Here is a 19,825-nt window from a genome sequence, read left to right as displayed (position 1 = left end):
GCCGCAGGCCTCAACGCGGCGCCAGGGAAGGACTGCGATGTCCTACGAGAGCAAAGCCGCGCCCATCAAGCTGGGCTATCTGTTCGATTTCGTGCTGCCGGAGGGTTATCCGCAGGCGCAGAAGGACGACCTGTTCCGGCCCTTCGAGCTGGTCTTCGCCGAGGGACGCCGGCGCGGGATCATCGACCGCCCGGTGGAGATTGTCTTCAAGGAGGTCGAGGGGCTGCCGAAGGGCACGGTCAAGGCGGTGATCGACGCCTACGGCGAGCTGGTCGACGAAGGCTGCCTGGCGGTCTTCGGCCCGGCGATCTCCGACAACGCCGTGCCGGTGCGCGAGGCCATCGAACAGCGCTTCAAGGTGCCCGCGCTCACCGTCACGGGGACCGAGGACTGGCTGGGGGAGTGGACCTTCGCCTTGCCGCAGGGCTCGCTGACCGACGAGCCGATCTTTTGGGCCCAGCTGATCGCCCGGCGCGGCTGCGCGACCGTCGGCGTGCTGGTCGAGCAGTCGCTCGTCGGCGAAACCTATTTCAAGAACTTCCAGAAGGCCTGTCGCGAGCAGGGCCTGCGGATCGTCGCCGACGAGCGGATCGCCCAAACCGCGCAGGACGTCCGCGAGGCGGTCGGCCGCTTGCACGAGGCGAAGCCGGACGCTCTGGTGCACTGCGGCTTCGGCTTCGGCGTCCTCGGCGTCAACCCGGCGCTGGAGGCGCTCGGCTGGGACCCGCCGCGGTTCATGGGCACGGCCTTCCAGAACGCCTGGATCAACCCGGTCCTGTGGAAGGGGATCCTGGGGTGGACCGGGCTCGACCAGTACGACGAGGCCAATCCCGTTGGTCAAAGCTTCCTCGACGACTACCAGACGGCCTATGGCCGCCGGCCGGAATACTGCGTGCCGGTCGTCAACCGCGACCTGGCCACCGTCCTGCTGCACGCCTTCGCCGACGCCCACCCCTTGTCGCCGCGCGGGGTGAAGGAGGCGCTCGAACGGGTGAAGATGCTGCCCGCGGCGTCCGGCGCCCCGGGAACCCGGCTGTCGTTCGGCAAGTGGATGCGGCGCGGCTGGGTCGGCGCCGGCTACCTCGTGGCGCGTGAGCTCGACGCCGACGGCGTGAACTCGCACCTGGTCGAGCGCTTCGGCCAGGCCTGACTGCCTGGGGCCTCATCTCGGCCCGCCCTAGGCAAGGCAACGATTTGAGTTACCTCCCACGTCGCCGCTGATAGCGCCGAGCTGACCCGAAACTGCATACAAGCAATGACCGCAATGGGTCGTTCGCGCCAGTTCGGGCGCTTCCCGGATGCGGAACCTGGCGGGCGACGGCTTGTGGCGGGTTAGCGAGTTGTGCGCGGTCCCAAAAACGGTGGTTAGCGGACCTTGCGTCGCTTTTCCTTCAGCAGAGACAGGGTGAGCGTGCATGCCAACGCGGCTGCAATGGTGGCTCCAGAGACAAGCGTGATCGCCTTTCTCAATGGGATGAAGTCGTTGGAAAGCGTTGAAAACGCCATTGCCCCGACGGCGACAGCGCAGACCACCCCAAGAAAGAACCGTATGGTAGAGGGAGGGCCTTCAAGCTCATCCCTTGGCAGTTTGGCGCTCAATCTCGCTTCGAAAAAGGTGAGGAGCGAGAACGATAAGATAGCGGCGCTCATCAGAGCTTTGCCAAACAACACGTGCGCGCCGTCTGTGCCCCAAGCTGCGAAACCTGCTCCCACGAAAGCTGCAACCAGACCAGTCGTGTTCGCCACTCGCTCGCGCAGGATCATCTGTCCGCCTCGGCTGTCGAAAAATTTGTGGCCCAGTATGCGGTCCCAAGCAAGTGACGCTCGGCGGTCCATCGCCCGCCGTCTTGTAGGCGGCTGCAAGTGTCTGCAAGGGTCGTCACGCCCCTAGGCTGGGCACCCGCAAGTGGAAGGTCAGCGACTGCCAGTCTGCGCAGACGCTTGTCGATGGCTGAGCCAACGGCTCCGCAGTTCATCCACGATTGCCTCAATGGGCAGACCGAAGTCATTGGGCAGGTTCACCTCATAGCCGGTGAATCCCATCTGGTAAGCTCGCGTGCCAGGATCCGGAAAGGGCGACTTGGCGGCGACGAGGTTCAATCCGATCTCTGGCTCACTCAAGCGCCGGATCTCGCTACGGCGCATACCCGTCAACGCCCTCGGCAACGGCGCGTCCCAGCCTTCCATGCCCTTCGGCCGTGCGACGCCAATCTCCTCGACGTCGGACCACCCAAAGAATTGAGTCTTCGCGCCGCGCCTCCAACGAATTCCCTCTTGGTCTGCGACGAGAGTCGTAGGCGTCATCGCGTGGACCAAGCCGAAGCCGGCGATCGCCAGCATCACGGCGGCGAACACGATCGTTCCCGGCGAGACTCGTCCTCCGATCCAAGCCTCGACCCACAGGGAGAACGCGGCGACGCCCATCGGCGGCAGAACAAGGAGATGGACCATGCGCCCTTTGTGGGTCTGCGCATGGAAGGGTGGGTCAATCGGTCCTGCCAATGCGAGAGGTCCTGGATATGGCCGTCATCAACCGGGCGCTGTCAGCGCCCGCACCGGAACCGCGGTCGCCATAAGGGCGACGTGCGCCGGGCGCGGCGTAGAGACAGCGAGTTCTGAGCAGCGCGCTGCATGCAGCTCACGACCCGTCGCGGACCTACATTTGAAGGGGTTCGCCTAGCGGGTATGCGCCGAGCGCGGACGTCGAAACACCCCCTCCTCAATGCCCGCTTTTGGCCTCTAGCGAGCGTGGCGACAGGCATTCAGAGGGAACCCCGCGGTTGGAGCAAAAGGTTGAACGGGTTTGGATTGGGAGAAAGAGTCGTGCCCGACGGTTCCGCCCTGCAACCTGCTGCCGCCATCGCGCGCAAGAGCCGCGCCCGCCAGCCGAATGAGAGCGCGGCGTACCGCCAGGCCCGCCAAGCCCTGTTGGTCGAGGAGATCGAACTCAACCGCCACATCGCGCGCGTCGCCGCGCAGCGCCGCGCCCTGCCGCCCGGCGGCGAGGTGAAGGGCGACTACCAGTTTCGCGAGGCCAGCAGCGTAAAGGGCGCCAATCCCGTCGGACTCGAAGAGCTCTTCGGCGATCACGACACGCTGTTCGTCTACAACTGGATGTACGGCCCCAAGCGCCAGCGCCCCTGTCCCATGTGCACGGCGCTTTTGAGCAGCGTGAACGGCAACGCGGACCACATCCGCCAACGGATCGCCATGGCCGTCGTCGGCCTTTCGCCGATCGAACGCCAGATCGCCTTCAAGGTTGAACGCGGCTGGAAGAGCCTTCCGATGTACGCCGACGTGAACGGCGAGTTCAGCCAGGACTACCACGCCATCATGGACGACGGGACGGACACCGCCGCCTACAACGTCTTCACCCGCAAGGATGGGACCATCCGACACTTCTGGGGCGCGGAACTGGGGTTTGAGTCGGGCGATCCGGGCAAGGACCCGGTCACCGAGCCGGACCTGATGGTGCTGTGGAATCTCCTGGACCTGAGGCACGCCGGGTGGCCGCGGGACCGACTGGTACCCGAGCATCACCTATTAGAACGCCTATCCAGAGCCTTTGGCCTTACGCTGGCGCGGCCTCGAGGCGCTGTCGCCGGCCGGTGCTTGAGGCGGTGTCGATGGCGTGGAGCAGGCGGGTGAGTCGGACCGCATGGTCGAAGCCGGCGACGCTGCGCTGCTCGGCGGCGATGTCGGCGGCGAGCCGGGCGTAGGCCTCGGCGACGTTGGCGGGCGGCCCCTTCAGTTCGGCGGCGACCGGCGCCAGCGGGCGCGCGTCCGGCAGACTGGTCTCCAGGGTCAGGTTGGCGACCTGGAAGCCGCCGGGCTGGTGGCCGGCGATCTTCAGCCATCCGGCCTCGCCGACGACCTCCAGCGAGAACGGCCGGTCCGCCACCCCGCCGATCACCTCCAGCGTCGAAACGCAGCCGCTGGCGTGTTCGCCAAGCACCAGCATGTGGTCGGCGCAGGTGCGTTCGACCGTCTCGCCGGTGTCGCTGACCCGGACGGCCTTCAGGCGGGTGCTGTTGCGCGCATCGACCTCGCGGTAGGCGCCGACGATCGCCTCGATCACCGCCAGGGTGTGGCCGCCGGCGATGGTCTCCAGGGTCGCGCCGTTCCGCCGGTCCTGTAGGTAGGCGTAGTGCGGCGGCGCAGCCGGGCCCCAGCCGGCGGTCGGCGAGAACACGCGGGCGACCAGCGGCCGGCCGAGCGCGCCCTCGCGCACCAGCCGCGCGGCTTCCCGCACCGCCGGGGCGGCCAGCCCCTGCAGTCCGATCGCCACATGCGACCCGGCGGTGACGGCGGCGGCCATCTCCTCGGCCTCGGCGAGGTCGCGGCCCAGCGGCCATTCGCAATAGACGTGCTTGCCGGCGGCCAGGGCGGCCAGGACGATGGCGCGATGCTCGGGCACCTTGACGGTGACGGCGACCAGGTCGATCTCCGGGGCGCGCACCAGCGCCAGGGAGTCGCCGAACGCCCGCTCGGCGCCGAAGGCCGCGCGGGCCGCCTCGGCCAAGGCCGCGTCGCGCGCCGAGACCGCCGTCAGCTCGTAGTCTAGCAGTTGCGCCAGCGCGGCGACGTGGGCGTCGTGCGCCCAGCCGCGCTGGGCGTTGGCGCCGACCACGCCCACCCGGATCCGTTCGCTCATCGTAGGTCCTCCGCGGCGCCACGCTACAATGCACATATGTCGAGTCAATGAGGTCGCGCTGCAAATGCATCACGCGGACGTCATTGCGCCGCGCCGCGGACGTCTGTTACATCGCGTAAACAACGCCGCGACAGGACGGTGGGAGGAAGCCATGGAATTCAACATCCTCATCAGGAACGGCACCGTCGTGGACGGTTCGGGCCAGCCGGCGTTCGCCGCCGACGTCCGCGTGCGCGGCGGCCGGATCGTCGAGGTCGGCCCCGGCCTGACCGCGGCGGCGGGCGAGCGGACGATCGACGCCACCGACTGCTATGTCGCCCCGGGCTTCATCGAGACCCACAACCATTGGGACGGCGGGGTCTGGTGGTCGCCGAACATGGAGCCGCTGCCGGCCTACGGGGTCACCACCTCGATCAACGGCAACTGCGGGTTCTCGATGGCCCCCGCCCGGCCGGAGATCCGCGCCGACATCATCGACATCTTCAACTTCTTCGAGGACATCCCGACCCCGCCGATGGAGAAGCTGGTGCCCTGGGACTGGCGGACCTGGAGCGAGTACAAGGCCTCGGTGCAGCGCAACGTGAAGACGCCGGTGCACTTCGCGGCCTTCTGCGGCCACATCCCGATGCGGCTCTACGTGATGGGCCAGGACGCCTGGACCCGGACCGCCCGGCCGGATGAGATCGAGCAAATGTGCGGCTTGCTGGACGACGCCCTGCGCGCTGGCGCGATGGGCCTGTCGTCGAACTGGCTCGACTACGACAAGCACGAGCGCCCGCTGCCGTCGCAACTGGCCGACGACGCCGAGTTCGCGGCGCTGCTGGGCGTGCTCGGCCGCTATCCCGGCGCGACCTTCCAGATCATCGTCGACCACTTCATGCGGATGACCGGACCCGACACCGTCGAGCGGATGGGCCGGCTCGCCAAGGCGGCGGGCGTGCGCATGCAGTGGGCCGGCCTGCCGACCCTGGAGTACCAGGCCAAGGTGCGCGCTCGCTCCGAGGTGCTCCACGAGCAGTTCAAGGCCGAGGGCCTGGATTTCTGGACCGGCTTCCACCACGTCTCGCCGACCTCGGTGATCAACTTCGGCCGCTCGCTGGTGTTCGCCCAGAACGGCAACCCGGTCTGGCAGGAGGTGGTCAACGCCGAGACCTGGGCGGAGAAGCGCGCCATGCTCGCCGATCCGGACTGGCGCGACCGGGCGCGGGAGGCCTGGAACAACCAGTTCGCCCACTCCTACCTGAACGACCCGGCCGCCATGACCCTGCGCGAGAGCGAGAGCGGCTATGGGCCGACCGGACTCACCCTGGCCGACTACATGGCGCAGACCGGGATCAACCACCCGTCCGACGCCATGGCCCAGTGGGTGCTGAACAACGGCGCGGAATCGGTGATCCACAAGAAGTCGTGGGAGCGCGACGAGGCCGTCGTCCTGCAACTGCTGAACGACCCGCGCTCGGTCGGCAACATCTCGGACGCCGGCGCCCACGGGAAGATGTTCTGCGGGGCCGGCGACAACGTCTATCTGCTCACCGACTACGTCCGTGACCGCCAGCTGCTGAGCATCGAGCAGGGCGTCCACGTCCTGACCGGCAAGCTCGCCGACTTCTTCGGCCTGCACGACCGTGGCCTGATCGAGGTCGGCAAGGTCGCCGACATCACCGTCTTCAACCTCGCCGAGATCGAGCGGCGGCCGGAAGAGAAGATCTGGGACGTCTGGGACGGGGAGGGCGGCCGCACCTACCGCTACAGCCGCGGCGCGGCGCCGATGCGGCTGACCCTGGTCGCCGGCGTGCCGACCTTCGACAACGGCGCCTTCACCGGCCGCTTCCCCGGCCGGTTCGTCGGCCCCGAAGTCACCGCCTCCCAGGCGATGGCGGCGGAGTAGGCGCATGCCGCGAGCTGGCGAGATCAGGTCCCAGGCCCCGGAAGCCGCCCCTGCTGCGGATCCGCGTCTCGCCGGCCTCGCGGACTTTGCCCGGCGGCGCAAGCAGGACTGCCGCGAGCGGCTGATCGCCGCCGCCGTCTCGCAGTTCTGCGCGGCGGGCTACCTCTCGGTGTCGGTGGAGGACATCGCCGCCGCCGCCGGGGTCAGCCGGGTCACCTTCTACCGGCACTTCAGCGGCAAGGCGGCGCTGGCGGTGGAGGTCTTCCGCGAGGCCTCGGCCGCGGCGATGCCGCGGTTCCTGTCGCTCGCCGCGGTCGACGTCGGCGCGCCGGGGGCGGTGCGCCGCTGGATCGGCGAGTTGTTCGCCCTCGACCGGCTGAACCGTCGCCTGCTACGGGTGTTCACTCAGGCGGCGGGGGCCGAGCCGGACTTCACCGCGCGCGCCCAGGAGCTGATTGGCGAGATCATCGCCGCGCTCGGCCAGCGGATCCCGGCCTTCGCCGTGCGTCCGGACATCCCCGCCGAGCGCCGACGCTGGCTCGAGGCCTGGCTGCTGATCTTCGAGATCCTCGACCAGAGCAATCACGCGGCGCTGGAGTCCGGCGTCGCCAGCGACCCGCTGGTGATCGACATCCTGACCGCGCGCTTCGAGGCCTTCATTCAATCGGCGGAACGGACCCCGGCATGAGCGATCCTTTCGGCTACGCCGGCCGGCGCGTGATCGTCAGCGGCTGCGCCTCCGGCATCGGCCGGGCGACCGCGCTCAGCCTCGTGGAACTGGGGGCGGAGGTTCACGGCCTGGACGTCCGGGAGGGCGACGTCCCGCTGCGCTCGTTCAGGCGAACCGACCTGCGCGAGCCCGCGGCGATCGAGGCGGCGGTGGCCGGGATCGACGGCGATCTCGACGCCCTGTTCAACTGCGCGGGTATTCCCCCGGGCGGCGACCCGCTGGACGTCATGAAGGTGAACTTCATCGGCGCGCGGCGCCTCGCCGAGCTGGCGAGCGCGCGGATGCCGGCCGGCGGGGCGATCGCCAACGTCGGCTCGACCGGCGGCGCCGGCTGGCGCGCGCACCTGCCGGAGTTGCTGGAGCTGGCCGAGACCGGCTCGGCGGCGGCCGCGGGCGCCTGGTGCGAAGCCCGTCCGCAGTTGGTGGCCGAAGGCTATCGGTTCTCGAAGGCGGCGATCCAGGTCTGGACCCTGCTGTCGGCCACCCGGCTGATCGGCCGCGGCGTGCGGGTGAACTGCACCATCCCGGGCTCGGTGCAGACGCCGATGCTGGTCGAGATCGAGAAGACCACGCCGAGCGCGGTGATCGACGCCATCGCCCAGCCGGCCGGGCGGCGCTGCACGCCGCAGGAGCAGGCCGCCGCGCTGCTGTTCCTGAACTCGCCGGCGGCCAGCTACGTCAACGGCGTGGCGCTGCCGGTCGACGGCGGCTTCACCGCGAGCCGGCTGATCGGCTGACGGCAGGACTGGCTCAGGCCGCGCCCGGCCGCCAGTAGAGCGCGTCGCTGCGTCGCCGGGTGGTCCCGACCGCGCCGACCGGCTCGCGCCGGCCGTCGGTGAGCCAGGCGACCAGGCCAGCGTCCTCGACATCCGCCCGCGCCAGCACCCGCTCGCCGCGGGGATTGCGCGAGATGACCACGCCAGCGGCCGGCGCGCCCTGGGCGTCGTAGCTGAGCGCATAGGTCTCGACCGTGACTGGGCCTTCGTAGGCGTCGGTGACTGGCGGGATCGGCCCACGCAGCCGGTCGGCCTCGGCCTGGAAGTCGTAGCCCTGCGGCAAGGCGGCCGCGGCGTCGGCGTCGCGCGTCAGCACCAGGGCGTGGTTGTGCGTGCAGTGGCCGCCGTTGGCGAACAGCAGCCCGTTGCGCCCGCCGGCGCGCAGCCGCCGGACCATGGCGGCGGCGGCGTGGGTCATGTAGTTGCCGATCGGGCCGCCGCCGAAGGTCAGGCCGCCGTGCACCGTCACCGGCCGCTCGAGCGGCCAGCCGAGCACCCGGCGGGCCATCTTCGGCACGCAGGGGAAGCAGGAGTAGAGCTCGGCCATGTCGAGCGCCTCGGGCGCGAGCCCGTTCAGCGCCAGCGCCCGGGTGATCGCCACCGTCAGGCCCGGCGGCATGCCCCAGTCGGCGCGGGCCAGCGGCTCGTCCGGCTCGTGCGCCGCGGCCCCGGCGCCGATGAAGACCATCCGCGCCTCGGCGATCCCCGCAGCCCGGGCCGCGGCCAGGCTGGTCACCACCAGCGCCGCGCCCTGGTTGACCGACGGGTTGGCGACCATCAGCTTGCTGTAGGGGAAGGCGACCGGGCGGTTCGCCGGCCCGACCTCGAGGATCTCCGCCGGCGAGCGCGGCTGTTTCAGCCAGGCGCCGGACGCCTGCCCGGCGACCTCCGACATCCGCGACCAGATCTGCGCCGTCTCGGCCTGGGCCTCGGCGAGCGTCTGGCCCCAGGCGGCGCGGGTGGCGTTCTCGAACAGCGGATAGATCTCCGCCGGGGTGACCAGGCCGTACTTGCGGCGCAGCTCCGGGGCGCTTTGGCGCGAGCCCTGGAACAGCTCGGCGCCGCCCGCCGCGCGGGCCCGGGCGGCGGCGGTCCGCAGGGCCTCGCCGCCGGTCACCAGGCAGACCTCGGCCTCGCCCGAGGCGATGGCGTTGGCCGCGTCGTTGAGGTGGCGGATCGGCGTGTCGCCCGACGCCTGCTCGGCCTGGCGGATGCGTTCCGGCGGCAACCCGAGCGCGCGCGCCAGCAGTTCCGCCGGATCGAGCTGGCGGAACGAGATCTGCGGCACGACGTAGAGCCGGTCGCAGCGCGCCAGGAACCCGCCGCCGGCGTCGGCGTCGGCCGCCTGCAGGGCGGCCAGCATCAACTGCACGGAGTCCAGGCCCTGTTCCGGCGCGGCCGGCCGGTCGTTGATCTCGCCGACGCCGACGATGACCGGGGTGCGGGTGGGATCCTGGCGCATCCGTGGCCTAGCGGGTCGGTCGGCCGGTTTTCTTCGCCCAGTCGGCGATCAGCTCGTCGTAGAGCCCCTGTTCGATCAGGTCGTTCTTTTCCGGGAAGCTGAGGTCGGCGGTGACCTGGCCGGTCTCGAACAGCTCCTTGGCGCGCTCCAGGTGCAGCTTGGCCGCGCCGAGCATCCCCCAGCCGGTGTGCAGGGTGCAGGCGGTTCCGGGGATTGGCGCGCCCAACACGACGAGCGGCTTGGAGAGCGCCGCGCCCAGTTCGGCGGTGGCTTCCGGCGACGCTAGCGGGAACACCAAGGCGTCGGCGCCGGCCTCGATGTAGGCGCGGCCGCGCTTGATCGCCTCCTCCAGAGAGCCCGTGCCGCCGCCGCGGTAGGCGTCGGGATAGAGCTCGTCGCAGCGGGCGATGATCACCAGATCGCTGTCGCCGCGGCCCTTCACCGAGGCCTCGAGGCGCGCCTGCATGTCGCCGATCGAGGCCAGGCCGTTGGAGTAGGTCGAGTGCTTCGGATTGACCTCGTCCTCGACGTGAATGCCGGCGATCCCGGCGCGGGCGTAGCGACGGCTGAAGTGAAAGGCGTCGGCGACCGTCTCGCCGAGGGTGTCGGCGTCGGCGATCAGCGGGATCTCGATGGCCGCGGCGATCCGCGAGGCCTGTTCGATCTGCTCGACCTGGCTGAAAATTCCGTTGTCCGGCACCGCATAGTGGAAGGCGCTGCAGGCGTGGCCGCCAAGGTAGGCCGCCTTGAAGCCGACGCGCTCGACGATCCGCGCGGTCAGCGCGCTGTAGGCGTCGGCAGCGATGAAATGCTCGCCGCTGTTGAACAGGTCTCGAAGCTTCTGCGCCTGGGTCGCCATGGGATCCTCGGTCTGGGTCTGCCGCACCATGAATGCAATACGTCGTACGCAATGTCGAGGTTCGCCGGCGTTTGGTGCGCCCGCAAACGGGCGCCTCGCCTTGACGACCGGGCGCCGGACGGCAATATGCAACAGGGGATGCGCAATCGGTCGACGCCCGAGCCCGGGGGGCGGTCAAGGCCGGCCTCGCCGGCGGGCGAGGCGCCGGCGCCCTACCCAAGTGACGCTTCAGGAGACGCCATGATCGACGCGCTTAAAGGTGGCCTGGAGGGGATCGAGCCGCCTCTGGACGCCACGGACGCCGAGATCTCCGCCGCGATCGCCGAGGCGGGGCTGCTGCCGCTGGTCATGTCCGCAGCGCACATCACCGGCCGGCTGGACCTGCTGCGCAGCCTGCCGCGGACACTGCGGCCGCAGTTTTCCGGCGACGCCAGCGGCTCAGTGCCGGAAGGCCAGGCGGCGGCGATCCGGGCGCGCGTGGTCGAGGTCGTCCAGGCCTGGCGCGACCAGGGATGCCCGACGCCCTACCGGCCGTCCGCCGCCGAGATCCGCGAGATGATCGACGTGCTGGCGGGCAAGCCCCTCGACGCCCGTTACGGCCCGCTGCTGACCGAGGAACTCGGGATGGAGGGCGACGCGCGCCGCTTCGCCTGGGACCGTCCGCCGTCGGCGGAGCAGAAGGCCCGCTATCCGGTGCTGATCATCGGCGCGGGGCTGTCCGGCCTGGTGATGGGCTACCGCCTCAAGCAGGCCGGCATTCCCTTTACCATCGTCGAGAAGAACGCCGGGCCAGGCGGCACCTGGTTCGAGAACCGCTATCCGGGCGCGCGGGTCGACGTGCCCAGCCACTGCTACTCGTTCTCCTTCCTGCGCCGCCAACAGTGGCCGGAGCTGTTCTCGCCCGCCCCGGTGCTGCGGCGCTATTTCGAGACCTGCGTCGATGGCCTGGGCCTGCGCGCGCACGTCCGCTTCGGCGTCGAAGTCGTGCGCGCCGACTATGACGAGGAGGGCCGCGCCTGGGAGGCGGTGCTGAAGTCGGCGGCCGGCGAGGAGGTGGTGCGCGCCCGCGCCGTCGTCAGCGCCGTCGGCCAGCTCAACCGCCCGCTGATCCCGGAGATCGCCGGCGCGGAGGATTACCGCGGGGTCCAGACCCACACCTCGCGCTGGCCGGAGGGGCTGGACGTGAAGGGTAAGCGGGTGGCGGTGATCGGCACGGCGGCGACCGCCCTGCAGCTGATCCCGGAACTCGCCGAGGCGGCCGAGCAACTGGTAGTGTTCCAGCGCTCGCCGACCTGGGTGTTCGTGCATCCGGACTATCGCCGCAAGATCCGCCCGGGCGAGCAGTGGGCGATGGACCATCTGCCCGGCTACGCCGACTGGTATCGCGTGCTGCTGTACAACTGGGCCGGCGACGGCGCGGCGGACACCATGCGGATCGATCCGAACTGGAAGCAGGAAGGCTCGGTCAGCGAAGCCAACGCGGCCTACCGCCAGCGGCTGACGGCCAGCATCCTGCGCGAGATCAACCACGATCCCGCGCTGGCGGCCAAGGTCATCCCGACCTATCCGCCGGGGGTGAAGCGTCCCAACCTCGGCGACGGCGGCTTCTACCGCGCGCTTACCCGCGAGAACGTCGAGCTGGTCACCGACGGGGTCGAACGGTTCACCGAGACCGGGCTGGTGGACGGCGCCGGGCGGCATCACGAGGTCGACGTCGTGGTCTACGCCACCGGCTTCCGGGCGCTCGAATACCTGGCGCCGATGGAGATCGTCGGGCGTGGCGGCCAGCGCCTCAACGAGTTCTGGCAGGACGACCCGGGCGCCTACCTCGGCGTCACCGTTCCGCAGTTCCCGAACCTGTTCCTGATGTACGGCCCGGGCACCAACCTCGGCTACAACGGCAACCTGTTCTTCAACGCCGAGTGCCAGGCGCGCTACATCTCCGGCTGCCTGCGCTGGATGATCGAGGACCATCTCGACGCCGTCGAGGTGAAGGCCTCAGTCTACACCGACTACGGCGAGCGGATGCAGGCGGCGCTGGCGAACTACACCTGGTCGCATGGCGGCGCGACCAGCTGGTACAAGAATAAGGCCGGCAAGGTGATCGCCAACTCGCCCTGGCCGCTGGTCGACTACTGGGAATGGACGCAGGCGCCAGATCCGGCCGATTTTGACGTCGCGCCGGCGGCGTCGCATGTTGCGGCCGCGCGCATGGCGGAGGCCACTGGCGCCAAGGGATGAGGCGCGTCGCATGAGATTTCGTCGGCTGGGCGGTTCAGGACTTCTGGTCAGCGAGGTCGGCCTCGGCTGCAACAACTTCGGCGGCCGGCTCGACGCCGGCCGGACCGAGCAGGTGGTGAAGGCCGCGCTGGACGCCGGCGTGAACCTGTTCGACACCGCCGACGTCTACGGCGAGACCCGCTCCGAGGAATTCCTCGGCCAGGCGCTCGGCGCCCGCCGGCGCGAGGCGATCATCGCCACCAAGTTCGGTCTGCAGATGGGCGACCGCTGGAAGCAGGGCGGTTCGCGGCGGTGGATCCTGCAGGCGGTGGAAGACAGCCTGAAGCGCCTCGGCACCGACTACATCGATCTCTACCAGCTCCACCGCTTCGATCCGGCGACGCCGCTCGAAGAGACCCTGCGGGCGCTGGACGACCTGGTGACCGCCGGTAAGGTCCGCTACGTCGGCTGCTCCAACTTCGCGGCCTGGCAGCTGGCCGACGCCGCCTGGACGGCGAAGGTCGGAGGCTGCTCCGGCTTCGTGTCCGTGCAGAACGAGTTCTCCCTGCTGGTGCGCGGCGCCGAGCCGGAGCTGCTGCCGGCCTGCGCCCGCTTCGGCGTCGGCTTCTTGCCCTATTTCCCGCTCGCCTCGGGGATGCTGTCGGGCAAGTACCGCCGCGGCCAGGCGCCGGGCGAGGGGACCCGGCTGGCCGGCTGGGGCCCGCGCGCCGACCGCGTGCTCAACGAATCCAACTTCGACACGGTGGAGCGGCTCGCCGGCTGGGCCGAGGCCCGCGGCCACAGTCTGCTGGAGCTGGCCTTCGCCTGGCTGCTCGGCCACGCCGAAGTGCCGTCGGTGATCGCCGGGGCGACGTCGCCCGAGCAGGTCCGCGCCAACGTCGCCGCCGCCGACTGGCGGCTGACGCCGGCGGAGGTCGCCGAGGTCTCAGCCCTCGCGGAATGACGCGCGTCTGGCAGGCGCGCGTTTGTCCGTAAGCCTGAGAAAGGCGTTCACGTGATCGCCAAGGCGACGATCTGCTGGCCTTCGAGCCGGAACGAGAAGGTCAGGAGGGCAGGACTGCCCGGGAACTGGCCGGTCAGCCTGGGGCGCACCTTGGTGACATCGCCTTCCTGGGTCATGCCCAGCGGCTTGGTTTTGGCTTCACGCCACCACGCGCCGATCGCCGGTCGGCCCGCATAGGACTGCGCCCTATACCGCTGGCAGTTCGAGAAAGACGGCCAGACGGCGCAGATCGAGGTGGGCGGACCGATCACCTTGGATGAGGCGGGCGTAGCGCGGACCGCCGTGCTGGGAGGTGTCGGGCTCGGCTTCTTCATCGAAGCCAACGTTCGGGAGGATATCGCGGCGCGGCGTCTCGTGCGCGTGCTGGAGGACTGGACGCCGCCGCTTGCCGGGCTGTGCCTCTATTACCCTGGGAGGCGCAACCCCTCGGCCGCTCTCAAGGCCTTCATCGGTCTGGCTCGTGAAGTCAGTGCGAAATCGCGCGCCTGATCGACCGCCGCGCAGCAGCGAGGTCGGCTGGAGGGCGGTAGCGCCAGGTCGGCGAAGACGCGGGCCGGAGGGACCGGCCCGCGCCCGCGTCATGCCCTAGTAGTTGAAGTTCACGTCGATCCCGTAGGTCCGCGCCCGTTCGAAGGTGGCGGAGTACAGGAACGCCGGGTTTGCGAAGCCCAGCGGGAACGTCGTCCGCTTGTTGTCCGTCAGGTTGCGGCCCCAGAGGGCCACTTCGACGTCGCTGCGATTGCCGAGCTTGATGTTGGTGAGCGCCACTCGGGCGTTCCAGATCCAGCCGGCCGGCGAGAACTCAGCCGCGTCGAACACCGGCGCCAGAGTGAGGGACGGCGAGGTGCGCATCTTGGCGCGCCAGTTGGCGTCGGTCCGCAGGACGAGGCGGGCGTCGTCGAACAGCGGCTCGGTCTCGTACTGGGCCACGAGGTTGGTGGTCCACTTCGGCTGCAGGGTGAAGTCGTTGGTCACCGGGCCGAGGACCGGGTTCTGGCCGAGGAAGTGGCCGTCGGTGTAGCCGACGCCGAGGTTCAGGGTCAGACCCTCCATCGGCAGCGCGGTGGCTTCAAATTCGAAGCCGTGGGCCTTGGCGTCGCCGTTGTCGATCACCACGGTGCTGAACGCCGGGAAGCCGGCGTTGGTGCCGGATTGCGCCGACTGCAGGTTGAAGTACTTGACCTTCCAGACGGCGAGGTTGGTCCGTAGCCGGTTGTCCAGCAGGTCCGCCTTCACGCCGCCTTCCCAGGAATGGGCGCTTTCCGGTTGGAACGCGGCCGGGCCGACGGAGCCGCCCGACACGAAAGCCGAGGCGTACTTGCCGTAGACCAGGATGTCGCTGGTCGGCCGGTAGTTGATGCCGGCGGTGTAGGCGGGCTTGGTCTTCTTGTAGGTGAAGCTCGACGTGATCGGCACCCCATTGAGCGTGCTCAGGTAGTCGCCGCGCTTGTTGTCCTTGGTGAGACGGTAGCCGGCGACCAGGTCGATCTGCTCAGTGACGTGGAATTCCGCCTGGGCGTAGCCGGCCAGCGATTCGGCCCAGTTGTAGGCGGTCGCTCGGCCGGCCGGGATGATCCCGCCGGGGATCGGCGTGAAGTTCGCTGTGCTGATCAGCCCCGGAGGCGCGCCGGCCGAGGTCATCAGGTGGAAGTACATTCCTCCCATCGTCAGGGTGACGAACTTGGAGTCGTAGTTGACCTGGAGTTCGTCGCTCCACTGTTTGGCGACGCTCTGCGACTGCGAGCCGACGACGGCGAAGGGCTGGCCGACCAGCGGCGCGAGCGCCTGGGCGGTCTGGCCGATCAGGGCCGGAAGTTGGGCTTGCGTGATCACACCCGCCCGCAGGCCCGCCTGCACAGCCGGGTTGGAGAGGGTGGCGAACGCCGCGTAGGACGGCAGGGCCTGGGCGGTGAGCGTCAGGCCGCTCATGCCGTCGATCGGGCTGTTGCCGTAGTTGAACGATTCCCGGTAGGCGAGGATGTTCTTCACCGACCAGTTGTCGTTCACCCGCACCGTGCTGGTGATGTTGTGGCCGAACACCTTCTGGTAGCTGCGGGTCGCCCAGCTGTTGTTCACTTCCTTCGGACGCTTGCCGTCGGGGGCGAACACCACGCCGCCCGGCTGGCTCGTGGTCAGCGCCTGCAGGAACGGCCCGATCAGCGGATAGGTCGCGTCGATCGCGATCGGCGCCTGGGCGGTCGGCGTGTCGTGGTTCACCGAGTGGTCGAACTTGTAGATGGTGCTGAAGTTGTCGGTCGGGTCGAAGCGGACAGACGCGAACCACTGCTCCAATCTCTTGTTGCCTAGCCACTTCGGCGACACCTGGACGCCCTGACGGCTGATCGAGGAGTTGGTCCCGCGGTCCCAGACTGTGCCGGCGCCGAGGTTCTTCGTCTCGCCGCGGCGCTCTTCGTACAGGTAGTTGATCGACCCGCTGAACGGGCCCCACTGCGGCGTGTCGATCCGCGTCCGCGTGCGGAACTGATCGTAGTTGCCGTAGGTGAGTTCCTGGCGCACGCCGAAATCGCCGGTCGGGTTGCGGGTGATGATGCTGATCGCGCCGGCCGTGGCGTTACGGCCGAACAGCGTCCCTTGCGGGCCGCGCAGCACTTCGATCCGCTCGACGTCCGGCAGGTCGAAGATCGAGCCGGTGGCGCTGCCGATGTAGACGCCGTCGATGTACAGCGAGACCGACTTGTCGGAGCCGGGGACCACGCCGTAGCTGGTCACGCCGCGCATCGAGAAGGACGGGATGTTCGAGCCGCCGGCGGCCGGGCGCGCGGTCAGGCCGGGCGAGATCGCCGCCAGTTCGCCGACGTTGGTGATGCGGTTGGCCTGCAGCGTCTCCTGGCCGACGGCCGAGATCGAGATCGGCACGTCCTGGATGCTTTGCTCGCGCTTTTGCGCCGTCACGACGATCTCGCCGAGCGTCGCCGCGGGTTCGCCCGCGTCCTGGGCCCAGGCGCCGGTGGCTGCCGCGGCCATGACCATAGCGCTGCAAGCGAACAGGGCGATCCGACGCGTGCCGCGCCCCTTGTGTAGATCTCTCATTATTCCCTCCCGACCCTTTTTGATTACGCCGCTCGAGGCCGTGGTCGGTACCACCCTGATCCGGCGCCGCCGCGGTCGCCAGATCCCCCCTGGCCGCGACGGTAATGCAATAGTGCCATTGCTATCTTGGTTGCGCTTCAAGTCAAGCTTGTGGGCGTCCGCCGAACGCTACTGAAGCGGATTGAACGCTAGGACGATGCCGACGCGCCGAGCCGGGCCCGCAGGGCGAAGACGTCGGGCTGGCCGGTGTGGGCGGTCATGCCCCCGTCCACGGCGATGTTCTGCCCCGTCAGATAGGAGGCGCGGTCGCTGGCCAGGAATGCAATGACCTCGGCGATTTCTTCCGGCTCGGCGGCGCGGCGCATCGGCACGGCGTCGATGAAGGCGGCTTTCACTTCGGGCCGCGAGGGCGCGGTCAGCGGGGTGCGGGTGTAGCCGGGGCTGACCGCATTCACCCGCACGCCGTCGGCGGCGTAGTCGACCGCCAGGTTGCGGACCAGGCCGATCAGGCCGGCCTTGGCGGCGTTGTAGGCGGTGAACCGATAGTCGCCGGCCATGCCGGAAATGGAGGCGGTGCAGACGATCGCGCCGCGCCGCTCGATCAGCGTCGGCAGCGCCGCGCGCGAAGCGAGGAACACCGCGTCGAGGTCGATCGCCATCACCTTGCGCCATTCGGCCGGGTCGAGCTCAGTCGCCCGGGCGAGCGAGCCGATCCCGGCGTTGTTGATCAGGATGTCGAGCCCCCCCAGCGCCGCGATCGCGGCGTGGACCACCGGTTCGACGGCGGCGGGGTCGGCCAGGTCGACGACGCAGGTCTGCACGGCCGGGCCCAGCTCCGCCGCCAGGGTCGCGAGCTTACCGGCCTCGAGGTCGGCGGCCATCACCCGCGCGCCGCCGCGGACCAGCAGCCGCGTCACCGCCAAGCCGATGCCGCTCGCCGCGCCGGTGACCAGCGCCAGCTTGCCTGCAAATTCCATCGTCCCTCCGGTTATCCGTCTTGGTATTGGACCAGCACCTTGGCGGCGTGGTCGGGCTGCTGCGCGGTCGCGAAAGCGGCCAGGAAGTCGGGGCCCGCGAAGCGGTGGCTGACAACGGGCCCAAGGTCGACCGCGCCGTGCTCCAGCAGCTCCAGCGCCTCGGCCAGTTCGGTCGGGTAGCCGATCGCCGCGGTGAGGGTGAGCTCCTTCGCCAGCACCCGCTGGAAGTCCACCGGGACCGCCTTCTTCTGCACCGAGGCCACGCAGACCACCGCGCCGGCGCGGGCGAACGCGACGATCTCCGGGATCAGCGGCGCGCCGGAAGCCTCGAGGACGTGGCTGGTCTGCGGCGCTTCGGCCGAATAGACGCGGACCGCGCCGTGCAGCGCCTTGAGCGTCTCGGCGGGCGGGCGCTCCCGCGGATCGAGCGCGGCGCGGGCCCCGAGCGCCAGCGCGCGTTCGCGGCGGAAGGCGGAGAGGTCGAACACTACGACGTCGTCGACGCCGCGGTGGCGCAGGGCGACCAGCGCCATCAGCCCGATCGGACCGGCGCCGAAGACCGCCACCTTGTCGCCGGGCGTGGCCCCGAGCCGCTTGACCGCGTGCAGGCCGACCGCGAGCGGTTCGACCAGGGCGCCGGTCTCGAACGACAGCGCCACCGGCAGCGGCAGCAGGGATCCGGGCTGGCCGGCGACGTCGCGCACCAGCAGCAGCTCGCCAAACCCGCCCTCCGGGCCGCCGTTGCCGACCAGATTGACCAGCGGGTTGAGGATCACCCGGTCGCCGACGCCTACGGTGCAGACCTCGGCGCCGGCCTCGACCACCGTGCCGGCCAATTCGTGCCCGAGCGGGAAGGGCTGGGCCGCCGGTCCGGCGACGCCGCCCGCCGCGACATAGCCGAGATCGCTGCCGCAGATGCCGGTCGCGGCGACCCGCAGCACCACGTCCCGGGGCCCCGGGCGCGGGGGCGCCACGTCGCACAGCCGCAGATCGCCTGGGCCGTAGACGAACGGGACCTGCATTGGGCTTCCTCCCCGCGGGCTCGTGCTCGGTCGACGCCGACGATGTCCTCGCGGGCTTGATCCCATCGCAACCCGCGGCAAGATGCAATACACGACGTGCAATCTATGCGGCGAGCCGCCGTGAATGTGCTGGAGAAGCCACATGAAAGTCGCCGCAGTGAAGGCTCCCGGCGGGCTCGGGCGAATCGCCATCGAGACCCGCGCCGACCCTCAGCCCGCCGCCGGTGAGGTGGTGGTCCGGGTGCGCGCGAGTTCGCTGAACTACCACGACTACGCCGTGGTGATGGGCAAGATCCCGACGCCTGACGGCCGCATCCCGATGTCCGATGGGGCCGGCGAGGTCGTGGCGGTCGGCGACGGCGTCACCGCGTGGCGGCCGGACGACCGGGTGATGTCGCTGTTCCATCCGCGCTGGGCGGCTGGCGGACCCACGGCCGAGGGGCTGGCCGGCGTGCCCGGCGAGCAATGCGACGGCTTCGCCGCCGAGCTGGTCGCCGTTTGCGCCTCGGCGCTGACGCGGATTCCGGCCGGCTGGAGCTTCGCCGAGGCGGCGACCCTGCCGTGCGCGGCGCTCACCGCCTGGCGGGCGTTGACGGTCGAGGCCCGGATCCGGCCGGGCGACGTGGTGCTGACCCAGGGGACCGGCGGGGTCTCCGTCTTCGCGCTGCAGTTCGCCAAGATGGCCGGCGCGCGGGTCATCGCCACGTCGTCTTCGGACGAGAAGCTCGAGCGGCTGGCCGCGCTGGGGGCCGATCACCTGATCAACTATCGCCGCACCCCGGACTGGGGGCGCGCCGCGCTCGAACTGACCGACGGGCGCGGGGTCGACGCGATCGTCGACGTCGGCGGGACCGGCACGCTCGGCCAGGGGCTGCAGGCGGTGCGCATCGGCGGGCTGATCGCGATGATCGGCGTGCTCGGCGGCTGGTCGGGCGAGATCCCGCTGGTGCTGGCGACGCTGAAGAACGTGCGGCTGCAGGGCCTCACCGTCGGCTCGCGGCATGAGCAGGAGGCGATGGTCGCCGCGCTCGAAGCCAGCGGCGTTCGGCCGGTGATCGACAGCCGCTTTGCGCTGGACGAGATCGCCGCCGCCTTCGGGCATCAGGAGTCACAGAAGCACTTCGGCAAGATCTGCCTGGAGTTCTGAGGGCGGGGGCCGCCC

17 protein-coding genes and 1 pseudogene are annotated in these 19,825 nt (G+C 70.0%); 9 read left to right on the top strand and 9 right to left on the bottom strand.

Annotated elements, in window-relative coordinates; all coding sequences use genetic code 11:
- Positions 1-37 precede the first annotated feature (37 nt).
- On the top strand, positions 38-1,150 hold the full coding sequence (locus ACSQ14_RS18985) for an ABC transporter substrate-binding protein (protein WP_436015799.1): 1,113 nt from the start codon (positions 38-40) through the stop codon (positions 1,148-1,150).
- Positions 1,151-1,365: 215 nt separating this feature from the next.
- On the opposite strand, the gene ACSQ14_RS18980 is transcribed toward ACSQ14_RS18985, so the two are convergent.
- Both ACSQ14_RS18980 and ACSQ14_RS18975 read right to left on the bottom strand, forming a co-directional pair.
- The gene (locus ACSQ14_RS18980) at positions 1,366-1,764 is read right to left on the bottom strand and encodes a hypothetical protein (protein ID WP_436015798.1); all 399 of its coding nucleotides are present in this window, start codon (positions 1,762-1,764) and stop codon (positions 1,366-1,368) included.
- Positions 1,765-1,914: 150 nt separating this feature from the next.
- Positions 1,915-2,451, bottom strand: a complete 537-nt coding sequence (locus tag ACSQ14_RS18975; RefSeq protein ID WP_436015797.1) for a hypothetical protein — start codon at positions 2,449-2,451, stop codon at positions 1,915-1,917.
- A 372-nt stretch (positions 2,452-2,823) separates the two neighbouring features.
- On the opposite strand from ACSQ14_RS18975, the gene ACSQ14_RS18970 reads away from it, so the two are divergent.
- Positions 2,824-3,648, top strand: a complete 825-nt coding sequence (locus ACSQ14_RS18970; protein WP_436015796.1) for a DUF899 family protein — start codon at positions 2,824-2,826, stop codon at positions 3,646-3,648.
- Here ACSQ14_RS18970 and ACSQ14_RS18965 read toward each other — a convergent pair.
- Complete coding sequence (locus tag ACSQ14_RS18965) at positions 3,572-4,654, bottom strand: Gfo/Idh/MocA family protein (RefSeq protein ID WP_436015795.1); 1,083 nt, start codon at positions 4,652-4,654, stop codon at positions 3,572-3,574. The two genes, ACSQ14_RS18970 and ACSQ14_RS18965, sit on opposite strands and share 77 nt — an antisense overlap.
- A 151-nt stretch (positions 4,655-4,805) precedes the next feature.
- On the opposite strand from ACSQ14_RS18965, the gene ACSQ14_RS18960 reads away from it, so the two are divergent.
- Genes ACSQ14_RS18960 through ACSQ14_RS18950 form a run of 3 tightly spaced genes read left to right on the top strand, consistent with a single transcriptional unit; the run spans position 4,806 to position 8,009 of the window.
- Positions 4,806-6,542, top strand: a complete 1,737-nt coding sequence (locus ACSQ14_RS18960; protein ID WP_436015794.1) for an N-acyl-D-amino-acid deacylase family protein — start codon at positions 4,806-4,808, stop codon at positions 6,540-6,542.
- Between the two features lie 4 nt (positions 6,543-6,546).
- A complete protein-coding gene (locus ACSQ14_RS18955) occupies positions 6,547-7,230 on the top strand; it encodes a TetR/AcrR family transcriptional regulator (RefSeq protein WP_436015793.1) in 684 nt (227 codons plus the stop codon).
- On the top strand, positions 7,227-8,009 hold the full coding sequence (locus ACSQ14_RS18950) for a coniferyl-alcohol dehydrogenase (protein WP_436015792.1): 783 nt from the start codon (positions 7,227-7,229) through the stop codon (positions 8,007-8,009). Before ACSQ14_RS18955 ends, ACSQ14_RS18950 begins: the two co-directional genes overlap by 4 nt.
- 13 nt (positions 8,010-8,022) lie before the next feature.
- On the opposite strand, the gene ACSQ14_RS18945 is transcribed toward ACSQ14_RS18950, so the two are convergent.
- Both ACSQ14_RS18945 and ACSQ14_RS18940 read right to left on the bottom strand, forming a co-directional pair.
- Positions 8,023-9,510, bottom strand: coding sequence for an acetyl-CoA acetyltransferase (locus ACSQ14_RS18945; protein WP_436015791.1), 1,488 nt, complete (start codon positions 9,508-9,510; stop codon positions 8,023-8,025).
- Positions 9,511-9,517: 7 nt separating this feature from the next.
- The gene (locus ACSQ14_RS18940; RefSeq protein ID WP_436015790.1) at positions 9,518-10,399 is read right to left on the bottom strand and encodes an isocitrate lyase/PEP mutase family protein; all 882 of its coding nucleotides are present in this window, start codon (positions 10,397-10,399) and stop codon (positions 9,518-9,520) included.
- Between the two features lie 210 nt (positions 10,400-10,609).
- Between ACSQ14_RS18940 and ACSQ14_RS18935 the strand changes: the two genes are divergently transcribed.
- On the top strand, positions 10,610-12,610 hold the full coding sequence (locus ACSQ14_RS18935; RefSeq protein ID WP_436015789.1) for a flavin-containing monooxygenase: 2,001 nt from the start codon (positions 10,610-10,612) through the stop codon (positions 12,608-12,610).
- Between the two features lie 10 nt (positions 12,611-12,620).
- On the top strand, positions 12,621-13,553 hold the full coding sequence (locus ACSQ14_RS18930; protein ID WP_436015788.1) for an aldo/keto reductase: 933 nt from the start codon (positions 12,621-12,623) through the stop codon (positions 13,551-13,553).
- 47 nt (positions 13,554-13,600) lie between these two features.
- Here the strand turns inward: ACSQ14_RS18930 and ACSQ14_RS18925 are convergent, their stop codons facing one another.
- On the bottom strand, positions 13,601-13,729 hold the full coding sequence (locus ACSQ14_RS18925; RefSeq protein WP_436015787.1) for a hypothetical protein: 129 nt from the start codon (positions 13,727-13,729) through the stop codon (positions 13,601-13,603).
- A gap of 85 nt (positions 13,730-13,814) precedes the next feature.
- Between ACSQ14_RS18925 and ACSQ14_RS18920 the strand changes: the two are divergent.
- Positions 13,815-14,102 (top strand): annotated as a pseudogene (locus ACSQ14_RS18920) (LysR substrate-binding domain-containing protein); the annotation flags it as partial.
- A 96-nt stretch (positions 14,103-14,198) separates the two neighbouring features.
- Here the strand turns inward: ACSQ14_RS18920 and ACSQ14_RS18915 are convergent.
- The 3 genes from ACSQ14_RS18915 to ACSQ14_RS18905 form a co-directional block, all read right to left on the bottom strand.
- Positions 14,199-16,664: a TonB-dependent receptor gene (locus ACSQ14_RS18915; RefSeq protein ID WP_436015786.1), complete on the bottom strand. Its 2,466-nt coding sequence runs from the start codon at positions 16,662-16,664 to the stop codon at positions 14,199-14,201.
- Between the two features lie 188 nt (positions 16,665-16,852).
- Positions 16,853-17,641 (bottom strand): SDR family NAD(P)-dependent oxidoreductase, encoded by a 789-nt coding sequence (locus ACSQ14_RS18910; RefSeq protein ID WP_436015785.1) that lies wholly within the window; start codon positions 17,639-17,641, stop codon positions 16,853-16,855.
- An 11-nt stretch (positions 17,642-17,652) separates the two neighbouring features.
- A complete protein-coding gene (locus ACSQ14_RS18905) occupies positions 17,653-18,663 on the bottom strand; it encodes a zinc-dependent alcohol dehydrogenase (RefSeq protein ID WP_436015784.1) in 1,011 nt (336 codons plus the stop codon).
- A 142-nt stretch (positions 18,664-18,805) separates the two neighbouring features.
- Here ACSQ14_RS18905 and ACSQ14_RS18900 point away from each other — a divergent pair, with 142 nt between their 5' ends.
- Complete coding sequence (locus ACSQ14_RS18900; RefSeq protein WP_436015783.1) at positions 18,806-19,810, top strand: zinc-dependent alcohol dehydrogenase family protein; 1,005 nt, start codon at positions 18,806-18,808, stop codon at positions 19,808-19,810.
- The last annotated feature ends 15 nt before the right edge of the window (positions 19,811-19,825 follow it).

Origin of the sequence: Phenylobacterium sp. LjRoot219, assembly GCF_964252995.1 — a bacterium.
Taxonomy (GTDB): domain Bacteria; phylum Pseudomonadota; class Alphaproteobacteria; order Caulobacterales; family Caulobacteraceae; genus Phenylobacterium.
This window is presented reverse-complemented; position numbering and strand designations above follow the sequence as displayed.